The 17,639-nt window shown below is 72.7% G+C and carries 14 protein-coding genes and 1 pseudogene; 3 read left to right on the top strand and 12 right to left on the bottom strand.

Annotation, left to right across the window (positions count from 1 at the left end; translation table 11 throughout):
• On the top strand, nucleotides 1-234 hold a 234-nt coding region (locus ABT245_RS28975), incomplete at its 5' end, for a hypothetical protein (protein WP_351738801.1).
• A 176-nt stretch (nucleotides 235-410) separates the two neighbouring features.
• Here ABT245_RS28975 and ABT245_RS28970 read toward each other — a convergent pair.
• Nucleotides 411-1,418 carry a stage II sporulation protein M gene (locus tag ABT245_RS28970; RefSeq protein WP_351738798.1) on the bottom strand — a complete coding sequence of 336 codons (1,008 nt, stop codon included), beginning with the start codon at nucleotides 1,416-1,418 and terminating at the stop codon, nucleotides 411-413.
• A 153-nt stretch (nucleotides 1,419-1,571) separates the two neighbouring features.
• Here ABT245_RS28970 and ABT245_RS28965 point away from each other — a divergent pair, with 153 nt between their 5' ends.
• The gene (locus ABT245_RS28965; protein ID WP_351738795.1) at nucleotides 1,572-2,612 is read left to right on the top strand and encodes an RDD family protein; all 1,041 of its coding nucleotides are present in this window, start codon (nucleotides 1,572-1,574) and stop codon (nucleotides 2,610-2,612) included.
• 14 nt (nucleotides 2,613-2,626) lie between these two features.
• Here the strand turns inward: ABT245_RS28965 and ABT245_RS28960 are convergent, their stop codons facing one another.
• The 9 genes and pseudogenes from ABT245_RS28960 to ABT245_RS28920 all read right to left on the bottom strand — a co-directional run bounded on the left by ABT245_RS28960 (nucleotide 2,627) and on the right by ABT245_RS28920 (nucleotide 11,422).
• On the bottom strand, nucleotides 2,627-3,241 hold the full coding sequence (locus tag ABT245_RS28960; protein WP_351738791.1) for a hypothetical protein: 615 nt from the start codon (nucleotides 3,239-3,241) through the stop codon (nucleotides 2,627-2,629).
• Nucleotides 3,242-3,436: 195 nt separating this feature from the next.
• Nucleotides 3,437-4,894 (bottom strand): adenosylhomocysteinase, encoded by a 1,458-nt coding sequence (gene ahcY, locus ABT245_RS28955; RefSeq protein WP_351738789.1) that lies wholly within the window; start codon nucleotides 4,892-4,894, stop codon nucleotides 3,437-3,439.
• Between the two features lie 328 nt (nucleotides 4,895-5,222).
• Nucleotides 5,223-6,203 carry a cation diffusion facilitator family transporter gene (locus tag ABT245_RS28950; RefSeq protein WP_351738786.1) on the bottom strand — a complete coding sequence of 327 codons (981 nt, stop codon included), beginning with the start codon at nucleotides 6,201-6,203 and terminating at the stop codon, nucleotides 5,223-5,225.
• A 156-nt stretch (nucleotides 6,204-6,359) separates the two neighbouring features.
• Nucleotides 6,360-7,511 (bottom strand): mannose-6-phosphate isomerase, class I, encoded by a 1,152-nt coding sequence (gene manA, locus ABT245_RS28945; protein WP_351738784.1) that lies wholly within the window; start codon nucleotides 7,509-7,511, stop codon nucleotides 6,360-6,362.
• Nucleotides 7,512-7,602: 91 nt separating this feature from the next.
• The gene (locus tag ABT245_RS28940; RefSeq protein ID WP_351738781.1) at nucleotides 7,603-8,730 is read right to left on the bottom strand and encodes an SIS domain-containing protein; all 1,128 of its coding nucleotides are present in this window, start codon (nucleotides 8,728-8,730) and stop codon (nucleotides 7,603-7,605) included.
• Nucleotides 8,731-8,826: 96 nt separating this feature from the next.
• Nucleotides 8,827-8,997 carry a Trm112 family protein gene (locus ABT245_RS28935; protein WP_007382472.1) on the bottom strand — a complete coding sequence of 57 codons (171 nt, stop codon included), beginning with the start codon at nucleotides 8,995-8,997 and terminating at the stop codon, nucleotides 8,827-8,829.
• A 219-nt stretch (nucleotides 8,998-9,216) separates the two neighbouring features.
• Nucleotides 9,217-10,581, bottom strand: a complete 1,365-nt coding sequence (locus ABT245_RS28930; RefSeq protein ID WP_351738778.1) for a phosphomannomutase/phosphoglucomutase — start codon at nucleotides 10,579-10,581, stop codon at nucleotides 9,217-9,219.
• A gap of 102 nt (nucleotides 10,582-10,683) precedes the next feature.
• A pseudogene (locus tag ABT245_RS28925) lies at nucleotides 10,684-10,845 on the bottom strand (L-lactate permease); the annotation flags it as partial.
• A gap of 151 nt (nucleotides 10,846-10,996) precedes the next feature.
• Nucleotides 10,997-11,422, bottom strand: coding sequence for a DUF3499 domain-containing protein (locus ABT245_RS28920; RefSeq protein WP_351738776.1), 426 nt, complete (start codon nucleotides 11,420-11,422; stop codon nucleotides 10,997-10,999).
• A gap of 295 nt (nucleotides 11,423-11,717) precedes the next feature.
• Here ABT245_RS28920 and ABT245_RS28915 point away from each other — a divergent pair, with 295 nt between their 5' ends.
• The gene (locus ABT245_RS28915; RefSeq protein ID WP_351738827.1) at nucleotides 11,718-12,170 is read left to right on the top strand and encodes a metallopeptidase family protein; all 453 of its coding nucleotides are present in this window, start codon (nucleotides 11,718-11,720) and stop codon (nucleotides 12,168-12,170) included.
• Between the two features lie 44 nt (nucleotides 12,171-12,214).
• Here the strand turns inward: ABT245_RS28915 and ABT245_RS28910 are convergent, their stop codons facing one another.
• A complete protein-coding gene (locus ABT245_RS28910) occupies nucleotides 12,215-13,723 on the bottom strand; it encodes a DUF5719 family protein (protein WP_351738773.1) in 1,509 nt (502 codons plus the stop codon).
• Nucleotides 13,720-17,499: a glycosyltransferase gene (locus ABT245_RS28905; RefSeq protein ID WP_351738770.1), complete on the bottom strand. Its 3,780-nt coding sequence runs from the start codon at nucleotides 17,497-17,499 to the stop codon at nucleotides 13,720-13,722. The genes ABT245_RS28910 and ABT245_RS28905 overlap by 4 nt, the downstream gene beginning before the upstream one ends.
• Between the last annotated feature and the right edge of the window lie 140 nt (nucleotides 17,500-17,639).

Genomic DNA, 17,639 nt, shown 5'->3' with positions numbered 1-17,639 from the left:
CTGGCGTTGACTTTTGGCACGCTGTTGAGTTCTCAAGGAACGGACGCTTCCTTCGTACTCACCCTCTCGGGCTTTCCTCCGGGCGCTTCCCTTCGATGTTTCCGACTCTATCAGATCTTTTCTCGATCCGATTTCCTCGGTGCTTTCCAGGTTCCCGCTCTCGCGTTTCCCTTTCCGGCGGACCCGACTTTATCAGAAGTTCTCGACCGGTCAGACCGGCCACTCATTTCCTGAGTAATCGGGGGGGCTTCTCGGAATGTGACTCCACGAGAAGCGGATAGAATCTAACGGGCGCCGCAGGGCATGTCCAGCTCTGGGCAACTGTTTGAATCTACCTCCCCACTCGACCCGTGTCAACGGGTCTCCGGGGGCGAAGAGGACAGTAGCAGGTCACCGGCGGTGCCCGCACATCAAGCGGCCATCGGCGCGGTCGCGCTGCGTTCGAAGGTCTCCAGGTCGCCCATGTCACCGGCCCTGGCCGCGCGGCCGCCCAGCACGAAGACGTAGGCGAGGAAGGCCAGCTCAGCGGCGATTCCGATGGCGATGCGGGCCCAGGTGGGCAGGCCAGATGGAGTGACGAAGCCTTCGATGGCTCCGGAGACGAAGAGGACGAGGGTCAGCCCGATCGCCATGCCGATCGCGGCCCGGCCCTCCTCCGCGAGGGCCGTACGGCGGGTGCGCGGACCGGGGTCGATGACGGTCCAGCCCAGGCGCAGGCCTGTTCCGGCGGCGACGAAGAGGGCGGTCAGTTCCAGCAGGCCGTGCGGGAGGACCAGGCCGAGGAAGGTGTCGAGCCGACCGGCCGACGACATCAGGCCGAAGCCGACGCCCAGGTTGAGCATGTTCTGGAGGAGGATCCAGAGGACCGGCAGGCCCAGGAAGACACCCAGGACCAGACAGAGCGCGGCGGCCTGGGCGTTGTTGGTCCACACCTGGGCCGAGAACGAGGCGGCGGGATGGCTGGAGTAGTACGTCTCGTATTCGCCGCCCGGGCGGGTCAGCTCACGCAGCTGGCTGGGGGCGGCGATCGACGACTGCACCTCCGGATGCGTACCGATCCACCAGCCCAGAAGGACCGCGACCGCCGTGGACAGCAGTGCGGTCGGTACCCACCAACGGCGCGACCGGTACACCGCGGCCGGAAAGCCCTGGCCCAGGAAGCGGGTCACATCGCGCCAGGAGGCGCGGCGTGTGCCTGTGACGGCGCTACGCGCGCGTGCCACCAGCTGGCTGAGCCGACCGGTCAGCTGGGGGTCGGGTGCGCTGGACTGGATCAGTGAGAGGTGGGTGGCGGTGCGCTGGTACAGGGCGACGAGTTCGTCCGCTTCGGCGCCGTTGAGACGGCGTCGTCGGCGCAGCAGGGCGTCTAGGCGGTCCCACTCGGCTCGGTGGGCGGAGACGAAGACGTCCAGGTCCATCGGTTGTGCCTGCCCCTCGGCCGGTCGTCGGCTGGTCGTCGGCCGGCGGTCGACCGCTCATTGTTGCTGTCAGCTTGTCCTACTGGCGCATGATGCGCGTTCAGCTTGGCAGACTTGCGGTTCTCGGGGCGGACCAGGGGAAGGACGACGGGTGTGAGTGAGCTGGTGACCGGCGAGGCGGTGGCGCTCGAACTACGCCCCGCCAAGCTGCCGAGCAGGGCACTGGCGGTGTTGCTCGACCTGACCGTGGCCATGCTCGTCTACATCGTCGTGGCCACGGTGCTGGTCGCATCGACGGCGTCCCTGGACGACGCTGCGCAGATGGCGCTGTCGATCGCGTCGTTCCTGCTGGTACTGGTGGGCGGGCCGATCGCGGTGGAGACGCTCAGCCATGGGCGCTCGCTGGGGAAGATGGCGTGCGGGCTGCGGGTGGTGCGGGACGACGGTGGACCGATCCGGTTCCGGCATGCGCTGATGCGCGGGGCGCTCGGTGTCGTGGAGATCCTGGTGACGTTCGGGGTGGTCGCGTGTATCGCCTCGCTGGTGTCGGCGCGGGGGCGGCGGCTCGGGGATGTCTTCGCGGGCACGCTGGTCGTGCGGGAGCGGGTGCCGGCCGGGCAAGCCGGTTCCGTGCCGCCTCCGCCGCCGTGGCTGGCGGGGCGTTTCTCGGCGCTCGACCTGTCTGCGGTCCCGGACGGTCTGTGGCTCGCCGTCCGTCAGTACCTGACGCGGATGCAGCAGCTCGACCCCCAGGTGTCCTGGGCGATGGCGGAGCGGCTGGCGGCCGATCTGGCGGCGCGCACGGGGGCCCCGGCGCCGCAGGGTGTTCCGCCGGCCGCCTATCTGGCCGCGGTGGTGCAAGAACGTCAGGCGCGTGAGGCCCGGAAGGCTTTCGGCGGCGCACCGGCCGTCGCGGGGGCACCCTCCGGTGGGCCGCCCTTCGGCGGTGTGCCCGTTGCCGGTGAGGCGCCGTCCGGTTTTCCCGCGGCGGGCTGGGCGCCGGGCGGCCATGTCGCTCCGGTGGCGCAGCCTCCCGCGCCGGGTGCGTACGCCCAGCCGCCGTCTTCGCCGCCGGTGGGGTACCCCGTTCAGGACGGTACGCGGGCTCCGGAGCCCGTCATGCCGCCCGTGCCGCCGGCCGGGGGCACGGCTCCGGCCGACCGTCCAGGCACCGGCTTCGTGCCGCCCGCGTAGGCGGGCAACCCGGGTCAGCCGAAGGCCGACGGGGGCGATTCGAGGTCTTCCAGTTCGACGCCGGGTGCGGCCAGCACCACGTCGCCGGCGATGTGAACGGTGTGCCTCTCGCCCGTGTCCAAGGCTGTGACCTGGTATTCGTCCACGGTCAGGGGGCCGTTGTCAGTGGCGTGTGCTTCGCTGTTCACCAAGGCCCAGGACTGGTCCACGGTGCGTGGGGCGAGGACCGGGTCCGTGAAGGCCACGAGGCGTACGCGGGTCGCGGAGGCGGAAGGGGTGAGGCGCAGGAGACGGGCGGTGGCGATGAGGAAGGCCGGGGAGGTGCCGGTGAAGGCGTGGGCGCGCACATTGCCTTCGGTGGCATGAGAGCCGGTGGGGTCGGTGCGGACCCAGGTGACGCCGTCGAGGGCGGCGCCGCGCACCTGCCAGCCGGCCGCGTGGAGTTCGAGGCGGATGGGGCGGCCGAGTTCGTCGATGGCGAGGTCGACCGAGCCGCTGGGTTCGCCGGACGGGGTGGTCAGCCGCGAGGCATAGCGCCAGCCGGAGGGGCCGGGGGCGCACTGGAAGTGTTCTTGTGCGAAGGGGGTGCGATGGTGCGGATCGAGGAGCGAATAACGGCCGCGGGGCATGGGGGTCCTGGGGCTTGACGGGCTGGTGGTCCGGTCGGCTCGACGGACCGTCCCGGCCGGTGTGACGGCCGGTCGGACCAAAGGGGCAGGCCCCCGGCACGGGGGTGCGGGGGCCTGCCTCGGAGGGACCGGCGCCGGAGGGGTACGTCCGTGGCGGGACGCACACTCCCCGGAGATTCGCCTGTGGGGCGGTGCTCAGTAGCGGTAGTGCTCCGGCTTGTACGGGCCCTCGACGTTCACGCCGATGTACGCGGCCTGCTCGGGGCGCAGCGTGGTCAGCTTCACGCCGAGCGCGTCCAGGTGAAGGCGGGCGACCCGCTCGTCGAGGTGCTTGGGCAGCGTGTAGACGCCGGTCGGGTACTCGTCGGGCTTGGTGAACAGCTCGATCTGGGCCAGGGTCTGGTCCGCGAAGGAGTTGGACATCACGAACGACGGGTGACCGGTGGCGTTGCCCAGGTTCAGCAGACGGCCCTCGGACAGCACGATGATCTTCTTGCCGTCCGGGAAGGTCCAGGTGTGGACCTGCGGCTTGACCTCGTCCTTGACGATGCCGGGGACCTTGGCGAGGCCGGCCATGTCGATCTCGTTGTCGAAGTGGCCGATGTTGCCGACGATCGCCTGGTGCTTCATCTTGGCCATGTCCGAGGCCATGATGATGTCCTTGTTGCCGGTCGTGGTGATGAAGATGTCGGCCTTGTCGACGACCTCTTCGAGGGTCGTGACCTGGTAGCCGTCCATGGCCGCCTGGAGCGCACAGATCGGGTCGATCTCGGTGACGATGACGCGGGCGCCCTGTCCGCGCAGGGACTCCGCGCAGCCCTTGCCCACGTCGCCGTAGCCGCAGATGACCGCGGTCTTGCCGCCGATCAGGACGTCGGTGGCGCGGTTGATGCCGTCGACCAGGGAGTGGCGGCAGCCGTACTTGTTGTCGAACTTCGACTTGGTGACGGCGTCGTTGACGTTGATCGCCGGGAAGAGGAGGACGCCGTCGCGCTGCATCTCGTACAGGCGGTGGACGCCGGTGGTGGTCTCCTCGGTGACACCGCGGATCTCGGAGGCCAGCTGGGTCCATTTCTGCGGGTTCTCGCCGAGGGTGCGGTGGAGCAACTGGAGGATGACGCGGTGTTCGTCGGACTCGGCGGTCTCCAGGCCGGGGACCTTGCCGTCCTTCTCGTACTCGACGCCCTTGTGGACGAGGAGGGTGGCGTCACCGCCGTCGTCCAAGATCATGTTGGGGCCGCCGGTGGCGCTGTCCGGCCAGGTCAGCGCCTGCTCGGTGCACCACCAGTACTCCTCCAGAGTCTCGCCCTTCCAGGCGAAGACCGGGATGCCCTGGGGGTTGTCGGGCGTGCCGTTCGGGCCGACGGCGATGGCGGCGGCCGCGTGGTCCTGGGTGGAGAAGATGTTGCAGGACGCCCAGCGGACGCGGGCGCCGAGGGCGACCAGGGTCTCGATGAGGACGGCGGTCTGCACGGTCATGTGCAGGGAGCCGGTGACACGGGCGCCGGCGAGGGGCTGCGCCTCGGCGTACTCCTTGCGGATCGCCATGAGGCCCGGCATCTCGTGCTCGGCGAGGGTGATCTCCTTGCGGCCGAACTCGGCCAGGGAGAGGTCGGCGACCTTGAAGTCCTGTCGGCTGTCGACAGTCGTCATTGCGAGCTGCTCCTCGGGGTTGGGGCGAGGTGGGTACGGCTGGTCTGCGCGGCGGCGGACAGGGGTGCCCGAAAAGAGGACACAGGCATGCCCACGTACACGCAGCGCAGTCCGTCGGAGGCCCTCTCTCCCTCGGTCGGCCCGCACCGGGGCCGCCCGACCGCCATCAGCAGCGACGTCTGGCTCCGTCCCAAGCTACACCGCAGGACCGTGCCGTCCCCAGTCGGTCTGCGAACACTTCACGCCGTTCCGGGGCGTCGTGGGCGGGCCGAAGGTCGGGGGCGGGCCGAAGGTCGGGGGCGGGCCGAAGGTCGGGGGCGGGCCGGGGTCAGTGCCCGGCCGCGTGCGGGGTGGGGCCGCCGGGGGCGGCTTCCGGGTCGGGGCCGCGGGTGGCCTCGGCCTCGCTGTAGATGTCCGGTTCCAGGTAGATGACCCGGGCGATGGGGACGGCGGCGCGGATGCGGGCCTCGGCGGCGTCGATGGCATCGGCGACCTCGGTGGCCGTGTCGTCGTGCTGGACCGCGATCTTGGCGGCGACCAGCAGTTCCTCGGGGCCGAGGTGGAGCGTGCGCATGTGGATGACGCCGGTGACGGTGTCGCCGTCGGTGATCGCGGCCTCGATCTTCTTGACCTCCTCGACGCCAGCGGCCTCGCCGAGGAGCAGCGACTTGGTCTCGGCGGCGAGGACGAGGGCGATGAGGACGAGCAGGACACCGATGCACAGCGTGCCGATGCCGTCCCAGATGCCGTCGCCGGTGACCAGGGCCAGGCCGACGCCGCCGAGGGCGAGGACGAGACCGATCAGGGCGCCGAAGTCCTCCAGGAGGACCACCGGCAGCTCGGGGGCCTTGGCACGGCGGATGAACTGCGACCAGGAGAGCGTGCCGCGCTGCTCGTTGGACTCCTTGATGGCCGTGCGGAAGGAGAAGCCCTCCGCGATGATCGCGAAGACGAGGACGCCGACCGGCCAGTACCAGTGCTCCAGCTCATGCGGGTGGCGGATCTTCTCGTAGCCCTCGTAGACGGCGAACATGCCGCCGATCGAGAAGAGGACGATCGAGACGAGGAAGGCGTAGATGTAGCGTTCGCGGCCGTAGCCGAAGGGGTGCTGCGGGGTCGCCTCGCGCTGGGCCTTCTTGCCGCCGATGAGCAGCAGGAACTGGTTGCCGGAGTCGGCGAGGGAGTGCACGCCCTCGGCGAGCATCGACGACGAGCCGCTGAACGCGAACGCCACGAACTTCGATACCGCGATCGCGAGATTGGCGCCGAGTGCCGCCACGATCGCCTTGGTGCCGCCTGACGCGCTCATGTGTCGCGTTGTCCCTTCGCCTACGTACGTCTACGCCGTCCAGGCCGGTGCCGGTTGTCTTTGCCCGCCCTTTGCCGGTGGGCCATTCTTGCAGCCCGTTCGGGTGGTGGTGCGGCAGGTGTCCACAACCTCGGTCGGATCGTCGGACAAGTCCGGTCAGAGTCGTACGGTGGCTCGGAAGAGGGTGCCGGTTCCGGACACCTCCGCCTTCTCGGCCGCCGGTACGAACACGGACTGGCCGGGGGTCAGCTCGTGCTCGCCCGCCCGTACGGAGCCGGCCGTGCACAGCAGGATCTGCGGGGTCGGCAGGGTGAGGTCGTGGGTGGTGCCGCCGGCCGGCAGGACGTACCGGGAGAGCCGGAATTCGTCGATCGGCGTCTCGTAGACCTCCTCGCCGTCCGGGGACGCCTCCGGGCGGAGCACGCCCGGGTCGCCCGGCTCGAAGCGGACGATGCGCAGCAGCTCGGGGACGTCGACGTGCTTGGGGGTGAGACCGCAGCGCAGCACGTTGTCGGAGTTGGCCATGATCTCGACGCCGAGCCCGCTCAGATAGGCGTGCGGGATGCCGGCGCCGAGGAACAGGGCCTCGCCGGGCTGGAGGCGGACGTGGTTGAGGAGCATGGCCGCGATGACGCCGGGGTCGCCCGGGTAGTGGTGGGCGATGCCCGCGTAGGGGGCGTGGTCGCCGCCGAGCCGGGCGCAGGCGGTTGCGGCTTGGGCGACGGTGTGGGCCATCTCGTCGCGGTCGGCGGTGAGGACCGCGGTGAGGACCTCGCGCAGCGCCGCGTCCGCGGGGCGGGCGTGCAGCAGGTCGACGTACGGCTTGAGGGAGTCGACGCCGAGCCCGTCGAGCAGGTCGGCGGCGCGCAGCGGGTCGCGGAAGCCGCACAGGCCGTCGAACTCGGTGAGCGCGCAGATCAGTTCGGGCTTGTGGTTGGCGTCCCGGTAGTTGCGGTGCGGGGCGTCCACCGGGATGCCGCGCCGCTCCTCGTCCGCGTAGCCCTGCCGGGCCTGTTCCAGGTCGGGGTGGACCTGGAGGGAGAGCGGGGCGCCGGCCGCGAGGATCTTCAGCAGGAACGGCAGACGCGGGCCGAACTCGGCGACCGCCTCCGGTCCCAGTTCCCGCTCGGGGTCCGCGTCGATGACGTCGACGAGTGTGCCGCGCGTGGTGCGCGAGGGCGCGCCGGGGTGGGCGCCCATCCACATCTCCGCCTGCGGTTCGCCGGTCGGCAGGGCGCCGAGGAGCTTCGGGATGGCGGTGGCCGAACCCCAGGCGTAGGGGCGGATGGTGTTGTCGAGGCGGTCCATGGGTTCTCTCTGCCGGGTGTTTGCTGCGTGGTGTCGCGGTGTACGTCTCGGGTTCGTCCCGTGTACGGCCGGCCGGACGTCGGCTACCAGATCAGGCCCCCGAAGCGAGCGCCAGGTAAACGGCGGCGAAATCCGTCATGGCGATCAGCTCGGCGAGGGTCTCCAGTTCGTCGCCGGGTTCCGGTTCCAGTTCGCTGACGGGTGTGTCGTGGCTGAGGACCAGGTCACGGGCGGCCGGGGCGGCGGTGAGGCCGCCGATGGGGCGGTCCCGGAGCAGTACCACGCGCGCGTGCAGTGCGGCCGGTTCCTCGACCCGGTCGCGGAAGAAGTCGTCCGGGTCGGCGCTGGCGGCGAGCGGGCCGGCGAGCAGGGCGCTGTGGGCGGCGAGCGCCTCGGGGAGTTCGGCGACCAGGGCGGGCCGGCCGGCCAGTTCGGCGAGGGCGGCGGCGAAACGCCGGCCCGCGGGACCGGCCGCCGCGCCCTCCGTCCAGATCACCGGGAGCGCGTCGGCGAGTTCGGCGGCGAGCGTCTTGGCGGGGTTGCTGTACGTCACGATGGCCGGGCCGCACCGCTCGGCGATGTGGTCGAGGCGGTCGGCGGCCTTCTCCAGGGCCTCGGGCGGGGCGGTGACCAGGCCGATGCGGTCGAGGAGGGCGAGCAGCGGGGTGAGCAGCGCCCACAGGACGCCCGGGGAGGACGCGGCGAGCGGTTCTTCCTGGTCGTAGGGGGCCGTCGCCATCGGTACGAACAGGCCGTGCGCGCCGGTGACCGCCTCGCCGAGCGGGGTGCGGGCGGGGGCCACGGCGACGACCGAGCAGCCGCGGCGGTAGGCCTGGTCGGCGAGGAGCGAGAGGCTGGGTTCGGTGCCGTCCGGGGTGGCGATCAGCAGCAGGTCGACGGAGCCGGCCCAGCCCGGCAGTTCCCAGCGCAGGGCGCCGGCGGCGGGGGCGACGCCGGAGGGCGCGAGCCGGATGACGGGGCTGCCGGGGCCGGCGAGCGAGCCGAGGAGGTCGGCGGCGTGGGTAGCGGCGGCGCCGGGGCCGGCGATCAGGACCGACCGGGGCCGGCCGTCCGGCTTGAGGTCGCCGATGCCGGCCTCGACGGCCTGGCGGGCGGCGGTGCGCACGCGGGCACCGGCTTCCGCGGCGCCTCGTAGGAGACCTCGGCGGTCGGCCTCGGCGAGGCCCTCCGGGGTGTCGAGCAGCGATTCGTCGAGCATGGGTGACGGCCTCCGATGCGCCGGGGTCCTGGGTGAGGGCTCTTCTGTGCGATGGGGCGCCTTGGGCCTACCGCCGGTCCCGGGCGGGGCTCGTCGTCAGGCGGGGCGGCGGGCCTCGTCTACGAGGAGGACCGGGATGCCGTCGCGGACGGGGTACGCGAGGCCGCAGTCCTGACCGGTGCAGATCAGCTCGGTGTCCTGCTCCTTGAGGGGAGCGTGGCAGGCCGGGCAGGCGAGGATCTCCAGGAGGCCGGCTTCGAGCGGCATGGGGTGTCCCTTCGGGCGGATGCGGGCGTGCACTGATGTGCCTGGTCAGGGTACCGCCGTGCGGGCGGCCCGCGGGGGCGGGTGGAGCGCTGCCCTGCGGCCCGGCACCGGACGGCAGGGGAGCCCGGCCGCACCCGGGGGCCCGGCCGTGCGGTGGCGCGATGCGGAGCGGGGTGGCCGTGGAGGTGTCGGCCGCCCCGGGGTCCGCAGGGTTCGGTGTCAGCCTCGGATGATGGCCAGCGCCTCGTCCCGCACCTTGGCCATGGTCGCCTCGTCGCGGGCCTCCGCGTTCAGCCGCAGCAGGGGTTCCGTGTTGGAGGGGCGGACGTTGAACCACCAGTCGGCGGCGGCCACGGTGAGTCCGTCGAGGTCGTCCAGGGTGACGTCCTCGCGCGTCCCGTAGGCGGCGCGGATCGCGGCGAGGCGGGCCTTCTGGTCGGCGACCGTGGAGTTGATCTCGCCGGAGCCGACGTAGCGGTCGTACTGGGCGACGAGGGCGGACAGCGGGCCGTCCTGGCCGCCGAGGGCCGCGAGGACATGCAGGGCCGCGAGCATGCCCGTGTCGGCGTTCCAGAAGTCCTTGAAGTAGTAGTGCGCGGAGTGCTCGCCGCCGAAGATCGCGCCCGTGCGCGCCATCTCCGCCTTGATGAACGAGTGGCCGACCCGGGTGCGCTGCGGGGTGCCGCCCTGCTCCTTGACGACCTCGGGGACCGACCAGGACGTGATCAGGTTGTGGATGACCGTGCCCTGCCCGCCGTTGCGGGCGAGTTCGCGGACGGCCACCAGGGCGGTGATCGCCGACGGCGACACGGGGTCGCCGTGCTCGTCGACGACGAAGCACCGGTCGGCGTCGCCGTCGAACGCGATGCCGAGGTCGGCGCCCTCCTCGCGCACCCGCTTCTGCAGGTCCACGAGGTTGGCGGGGTCGAGCGGGTTCGCCTCGTGGTTCGGGAAGGTGCCGTCCAGTTCGAAGTACATCGGGACCAGGGTCAGGGGCAGGCCGGCGAAGACCGTGGGGACCGTGTGCCCGCCCATGCCGTTGCCCGCGTCGACGACGACCTTCAGGGGGCGGATGGAGGTCAGGTCGACGAGTGAGCGCAGGTGCGCCGCGTAATCCTCCAACGTGTCGCGTCCGGTGATGGTTCCCGGTCGCGCGGTGGGCTGTGGGGCGCCCGACTCCAGCCAGCCCTCCGTCAGTTCACGGATCTGGGCGAGGCCGGTGTCCTGGCCGACCGGCGCGGCGCCCGCGCGGCACATCTTGATGCCGTTGTACTGCGCGGGGTTGTGCGAGGCCGTGAACATGGCGCCCGCGAGACCGAGGGCGCCCGAGGCGTAGTACAGCTGGTCGGTCGAGCACAGGCCGATCTCGGTGACGTCGACGCCGCGGGCCGCCGCACCCCGCGCGAAGGCACGGGCCAGGGCGGGCGACGACGGTCGCATGTCGTGGCCGGTCACGATCGCCCGGGCGCCGGTCACCTGGACGAACGCGGCCCCGAAGAGTTCGGCCAGCGTTTCGTCCCACTGGTCCGGGACCACTCCGCGTACGTCGTACGCCTTTACGATCTGCGACAGATCAGCAGCCACGGCCAACCCTCCTGAAGTCCTATCGGTCAGCACAAACTACCCGCCCGGACCTGCGGCGCGCTGTGCGGGCTCGGGGTGGCCGCTTTGCGCGTGCCGCCGAGGTCAGGGCAGCGTCCGGTCCAGGACCGGCGTGCTCTGGCCGACGACGATCAGGCACCTCACCAGGAGCAGGCCGGCGCTCCAGGGCAACACCCGGCGCAGCAGGTCGCCCTCGCGGCCGGCCAGGCCGACGGCGGCACAGGCGATGGTGAGGCTCTGCGGCGACCGGCTCCAGTTGCCCGACGGACACGGGGGGCCTCCCCGGTTTCCGTCATGCGGAAGGAGAATTCGCGTTCCGGTTGGCGGAGTGGTGGTGTTGGTGACAACCGTGCGCGCGATGGGTGTGCGGGGGTCCGCGGCAGGTTCCCCGGGGGGGTCAGTTGTCCGGTGAGCGCAGCACCCGCAGATGGCCGCGGCGGGCGACCTCCATCGGATCCGCCGCGCGCCCTCCGCCGCCGCCCGCTCCTGCCGCTCGCTCCTGGGGGCGTGCCGCCTCCCGCACGGCGTTGGCGAGCGCCTCCAGGTCGTCGCCGCTGGGGCGGGCCGGGGCCGAGCCGTCGATGAGTCGGACGACCTCCCAGCCGCGCGGGGCGGTCAGCCGCTCGGAGTGTTCGGCGCACAGGTCGTAGCAGTGGGGTTCGGCGTAGGTGGCGAGCGGGCCGAGGACCGCGGTCGAGTCGGCGTAGACGTACGTCAGCGTCGCGACGGCGGGTCGGCCGCAGGCGGTGCGCGAACAGCGACGTACAGGGCTCACGACGATGGACGGTACCGCACTCTTGAGCGGGCCGCGACGACTCTCCACCAGGTCACTCCACCGTGTCGTGCTGTGAAACGCCTCACATGCCTCTCCCGTCAGGCCCTGTTGACCTGCGCGAACGGTGACGCGGACGAAACCCGGCGCATCGGCATCCGGTCATGAGTCGGCACAAACACCGTCAATTGGCTTGAGCTCGGCGGTCCTGGAGGGATACGGAATCGTGCTCAACCTTGGCTGGAATGGTCATCACGCGACATGCGGTACAGGCCGCCCGGCCTGCGTTCCGGTTGCCGCGTGGGGACCGGCGGGCGGACCGCGCGAGGACTACGCTTCACCAGTGATGGACAACCGTGTACCGCCCCGTGCCGCCGGCCCCGGGCCCCGTCGTCGTGACCGCCACGGGCGCGGCATGCGCGGGCCCATCGCCCCGCCGCAGGTGCCGCTCGCGGCCAGTCGCGCCGAGGCGTTCGCGGACCTGGTGCAGGACTCCGTGGAACGGCTCGAACGACGGTGGCCGCAGCTCGCCGACATCGATTTCCTGGTGCTGGAGGTACCCCGGCTCGAGGGGCGGCCCGGGGACGTCTGGAGCGACGACGCCGTGCCGCTCGGCGGCACCCTGCCCGCGCGCGACGGGCACCCGGCGCGCGTGGTGGTGTACCGGCGCCCCGTGGAGATCCGCACGAAGGGGCGGGACGAGCGGGCGGCGCTGGTGCACGAGGTCGTCGTGGAGCAGGTCGCCGAGCTGCTGGGGCTCACTCCGAAGACCGTCGACCCCCGGTACGGGGAGGACTGAGCCCGCACCGCGCCCTCCCCTCATCGCGCCACCCCTGGTCGCGCCTACTTCTGCAGCACCGACAGGTCCTGGTCCGCCTCCGGCACCGCGACCGTCCCCCGGTCGTCCGGGAGCGTCTGGACCGTGAAGCCGGCGACGCCGGACTCCGTGTCGGTCAGGGTGCGGGAGGCGTACACCGGGCCGCCGGAGACGGATTCCACGGTCAGGGCGTACGTACCCTTCAGCCCGGCCGGGGCCGGGATGTCGAGGTCCTGGGTCGTGCCCGCCTTGACCGGATAGGTCTTCGTCACCGCGGTGCCGCCCTCGCTGCCCGCCGAGGCCGTCACCTTGACCTGGGCGGCGGTGGTGGGGGCGGTGACGGACAGGGTCGTGTCCTTGGCGCCGTTGCCGACGACCGTCGCGCGCCGGCCGACGGGCGCGGTGGCGGGGATGAAGGCCGTCTCCTGCTCGTCGCCCTTGCCGCGTATCACGCGCAGGGCGGCGACCACCGGCACCGACCGGTCCGTCGCCGACAGGACCAGGGAGCCCGCCTCGCCACGGGTGACCTCGCCCAGGTCGATCGCCGTGGTCATGCCCGACTTCACATGCAGCGTCTCGTTGCCTGCGGGGGTGATCAGACCGTCCGGGGAGGCCAGGCGGATCTTCACGTCCGCGTCGGAGTCCGCGGGGGTGAAGGCGATCAGGCGGACGGAGGTGGCGTCCTTCGGGATGCCGGGCAGCACCAGAGTGCCGGCCGGGTCGGTGGACGCGGTCAGCCAGTCGCCGCCGTTCTTGGCGTCCAGGGCCTGGACGGCCGCGCCGACCCGCCCGCTGCGCACGTTGACGTGCAGGGTCAGATCGGCCTGCTGCTGGTCGGCCAGCGTGGACAGCAGGACGGGCTTGCTGGAGTGCGGCGGGACCGTGATGCCCTCCCCCACCGTGGACTTGACCGCGCCGTCCTTGCCGTACAGATCCAGGTCGACGACGGCCGCGTTGTCGTCGGGGTTGGTGAGGTGTACGTAGTCGGTGCGGTCGGTGTCCGTGGCGACGCCCGGGAACCAGAACTCGGTGTCCGGCGCGGTGCAGGTGACGCCCTGGAGGCCGCGGCCGGCGCCGGCGGCGACCGCGGTGGTCTCCTGGACGGTCCAGCCGGGCGCGAACTTCCCCTCGGCGGTGCCGACGAGCGCGGCGCCGTCGGCGCCGGAGGTGTCGCCGGTGGCCGGGGTGCCGGGCTTCTTGGGGGTGAGCACCGGCTTGGCGGTCTTCTTCTTGCTGTCCCCGCCCTTCTTGGCGTCGCCCGAGCCGTCCCCCGACTCCTCGGTCGCCGCCTGGAGTTGGGCCTTTCCGTCGCCGGCCGCGCCCTTGGTGACCGGGGTGAAGGACGTGTACGACGTCTCGGCGATGTCGGAGAGGCTGGGTGCGGGACACAGCAGGCTCGTGCGCTCCACGGGCAGCTCGACGGCCGCCTCGGTGGTGGTCGTGCCGGCCGCGTCCGGGGTCTCCAGCGCGGCGAATCCGGTGACGGCGGCGAGCGCGGCCGTGCCGGCGATCAGGGACAGGGTCGTGCGCTTCACTGCTGGCTCCCGTCGGGGCGCTCGCTGCCGGTGGCGGGATGCGGCTGCTGGGGCGGGTGGGGCTGGGCCGCCGGGTCGTATCCGGGGTGGTATCCGGGGTCGTAGCCCTGCTGGTACGTCGGGTCGTACGCGCCCTGCTGGGACTGGCCGCCGTACCCGTAGGGGTCGTACTGGCCGCTCTGGTACGGGTCGGACTGGTAGGCCTGCTGGTCGTAACCGCCCTGGTACGGGTCGGCGCCCTGGTACTGGCCGCCGTAGTACTCGGCGCCCGCGTAGGCCGCCGGGTCGCCTTCCCAGGCGCGCGTGTCCTCGGCCGGGTGCGTCCCCGCCTCGTAGGACTGCTGATGCGGTACGGCCGCAGGGGCCTGGGGCGCGGGCGGCGGTGTGCCGTCCGGGTCGGTCACCTCCGGTGCGCCGGATGCCTCGGCCTCCGCCTGGGCCCGCAGCCGGCGGGCGCGGCGGCCCTCGCCGGTGGTGGTCTCGGCGTCGGCTGTCTCCTCCTCGGGCAGGTCGTCGTCGATGTCGCGGCGGCGGCCGGGCAGAGCGAGCACGACCAGGACGACGGCGAGCGCGCCCTGGGCCCACAGCCAGGCGGTGTGGCCGAACGGGGCGTCGTAGGTGACGTCCAGAGTGCCGCCGGTGGCGGGGAGTTCGAAGCCCTGGGCCCAGCCGTCGACCGTGGTGCGGGTGAGCGGCTTGCCGTCCAGGGTGGCGCTCCAGCCGTCGGCGGCGGTGTCGGCCAGCCGCAGGACGCGGCCGTCGGAGCCGGACGGGATCGTGGTGTGGATCTCCACGGGCCCGGCGGCGACGGACCGCGGGCTGCCCGAGCCGTCGGCGGACACGATGGCGACGCGGGAGACCGGCCGGTCGACGCGCCACAGCGCGCTGCCGTCCTGCTGGCTGAGCCTGCTCAGGCCGGGCGTGGCGTCGAGCACGCGGCTGACCTCGCGGGGCGCACCCTTGTGGACCAGGACGTAGCGGACGGCGAAGCCGCCGAGCTGGTCCACCTGGTCGGCGCCGGAGCCGGCGACGAGGTTGGCGACGACCTTGTCGAGGGTCGCGTTCTCCCCGTCGGCGACGGCGAGTTCGGCGTCGCCCATGCGGACGCCTGAGCCACGGACGAGGATGTAGCGCACATGCGCGCCGGAGTCGCTGTCGAGGACCAGGGTGCGGGCCTGGTCGCGGGTGCCGCTCTCCTCGGCGACGAACGCGGGCACCTGCACCGGGTCGCGCCGCTGCACCGGCCCGTCGGCGCCGCGGATCATCCAGCCGGCGGCGACCAGCAGCGGTCCGGCCGCGGCGGCGAAGGCGATCAGCGCGGCGACCGGCTGGCGCCAGCCGAAGCTCTGCTCGGCCACGCGTGCGCGTGCCCCGTCGGCGCCGAGCGCGGCGGCGGCCAGGAGCGCGATGCCGTAGACGAGGGTGGCGGGCCCGGCCCAGGCGGAGCCGTTGGACAGGGCCGCGAAGAACAGCGCGACCAGGGCGGCCACCCAGGCGGCGCGGATGCCCAGTTGGCGCTCGGAGCGCAGCAGCGCGGCCAGCGCGGCCAGGACCAGACCGATGAGCATCAGCCCGTGCATCGTGCCGGGGCCGCCCGGGCTGGCGCCGAGCAGATCGAGCGCGGAGGCGGCCGAGGAGCCGTACTCCAGGCCGGCCTCCTGGAAGAAGCCGGACGGGAGCAGCGTCAGCGACCAGGGCGCGAGGATCAGCAGCGGGGTGCCCAACTGGGCGAGGAAGCGCAGGCCGTGGGCGACAACGTCAGCGCGGCGCAGGGCCAGCACGCCGACGCCGAGGATCAGGGCGATGGGCCACACGATCGGCGTGAAGGCGGTGGCCACGGTCAGCAGCAGTGCGTACGCCCAGGTGGCGCGCCAGCTGCCGCGCGCGCCCGGGCCGTGCGCCAGGCCGCTCGCGGCGATGCCCGCGCGGGCGATCAGCGGCAGCAGCACGGCCAGTACCGCGGTGCCGATCCGGCCGCCCGCGAGGGCGCCGGTGGCGGCCGGCAGGAACGCGTAGGCGACGGCCGCCCAGGCGCGCAGGAGGCGGGAGGTGACGAGCGGCCGGGAGACGAAGTACGCGGTGACGCCGGCCAGCGGCACCGAGCAGGCGAGCAGGACGGTGACCGCGAGGCCCGTCGAGCCGAAGAGCAGGGAGGCGAGCAGCGCCACGATCGCGAGGTAGGGCGGCGCGGACGGGGTGCCGCCGGCGCCGACCGGGTGCCAGGCGTCCAGGTAGCGCGACCACAGCTCGCCGGCCTCGGCCGGAGCGGGCAGCAGGGCGCCGCCGGACAGGGCGCCGCCGCCGAGCAGGGAGCGGCAGGCGGCCAGCGAGACGAGCAGCAGGACCAGGAAGAGCACCGGGCCGGGCTTGCGGGCGATGCGCTTGAGGCGGGCGAACTGCTCGATCTCCAGGAAGTCCGCGTCGTCGCCGCCGGGCCCGGACTCCACCGCGCCGCCGTGCCGTCCGGCCGAGGAGACCTCGGGGTCGGAGGCGCCGAAGAGGTTGCCCGCGACCTGCTCCACGGTGGCCCGCACGGTCGCGCCGGGCGGCGGGAACAGCGGGCGCAGTTCGGCCTTGTCGGTCTGGGGACGGCCGCGGCTGCGCCGGCCCGCGGCGATCCGCTCGGGCCGCAGCAGCACGCCCAGCAGACCGCGGACCTCGTCGACGGCCTGCCCGGGGACCTTGCCGACGAGATAGGCGACGGTCCGCAGGAGGGTGCCGAGCACGAGGCGCAGCAGGATCCAGGGCAGCACCGCCGTACGGGCGTTGACCAGGAGGGTGTAGACGGCGCCCGCCTTGTCGACCTTGTGCGGTGAGGCGGCGGTGCGGCCCCCGCAGTCGACGGTGCGGCGCTCGCGGGAGGCGGCCTCGGCGTGCCGCACGACGGCCTCGGGGGCGATGAGGACGCGGTGGCCGGCGGCCTGGGCGCGCCAGCACAGGTCGACGTCGTCGCGCATGAGGGGCAGCCGGCGGTCGAAGCCGCCCAGTTCCTCGAAGACATCGCGCCGGATCAGCATGCCGGCGCTGGAGACCGACAGGACGCGCTGCACGTGGTCGTGCTGGCCCTGGTCCTGTTCGCGGCGGTCGAGGCCGGTCCAGCGGCGGCCGGAGTTGGCGATGCTGACGCCGACCTCCAGGAGCTGTCGGCGGTCGTACCAGCCGCGGAGCTTAGGGCCGACGACGGCGACGTCGTCGCGGCCCAGCTCCATCTCGTTGTCGACCACGCGCAGCAGCTGGGCGAGGGCGTCGGGCTCGGGAGCACAGTCGTCGTGCAGCAGCCACAGCCACTGGACCGGTTCCCCGTGCGGCAGTTCCGGCAGGTCGTAGGCGTCGTCGCGCCAGGTGCGCGTGACGGGGTCCCAGCCGCTGGGGCGCCTCAGATACGGCAGGTCGTCCGGGGTGAGGAACGGTGCGGTGCGGTGGGCCTCCTCGACGGCCTGGCCGAAGCCGGTGCGGCGGGCGAGGTGCAGGACGCGATCGGCGCCGAGCGCGTCGGTGACGAGCTGGGCGGAGTCGTCCGCGCTGCCCGTGTCGGCCGCCACCGCGTACTGGACGGGCCGCTCCTGGCCGTACAGCCCGGCGAGGGCGTCGGGCAGCCAGCGGGCGCCGTCGTGGGAGACGAGCACCGCGGTCACCACGTGACGCGGAAACTCGGGGTGGTGGGCGGGGTCGAACGCCGCCGAGCGGTCTGGGTCGAACGCTGCCGGGCCGGCAGGGTCGAACGCTGCTGCGGCAGCGGCGTCTTGACGGGCTGCCGTATGGCTGTGCACGGACATCGAGGTACGGGCCCCGGTTCGGTGGACTGTGGTGGACGCCTGTGCCCCGAGGGGGCACGGGGGCGTCTCGGACGAGCGACCACACTATCGGCTGGGCATGCCGACGGCCCGCCGCCTGTGGATAACCCACCTGCTACGGG

The organism is Streptomyces sp. NPDC001508, from assembly GCF_040298665.1.
In the GTDB taxonomy this organism is placed as follows: domain Bacteria; phylum Actinomycetota; class Actinomycetes; order Streptomycetales; family Streptomycetaceae; genus Streptomyces.
This window is presented reverse-complemented; position numbering and strand designations above follow the sequence as displayed.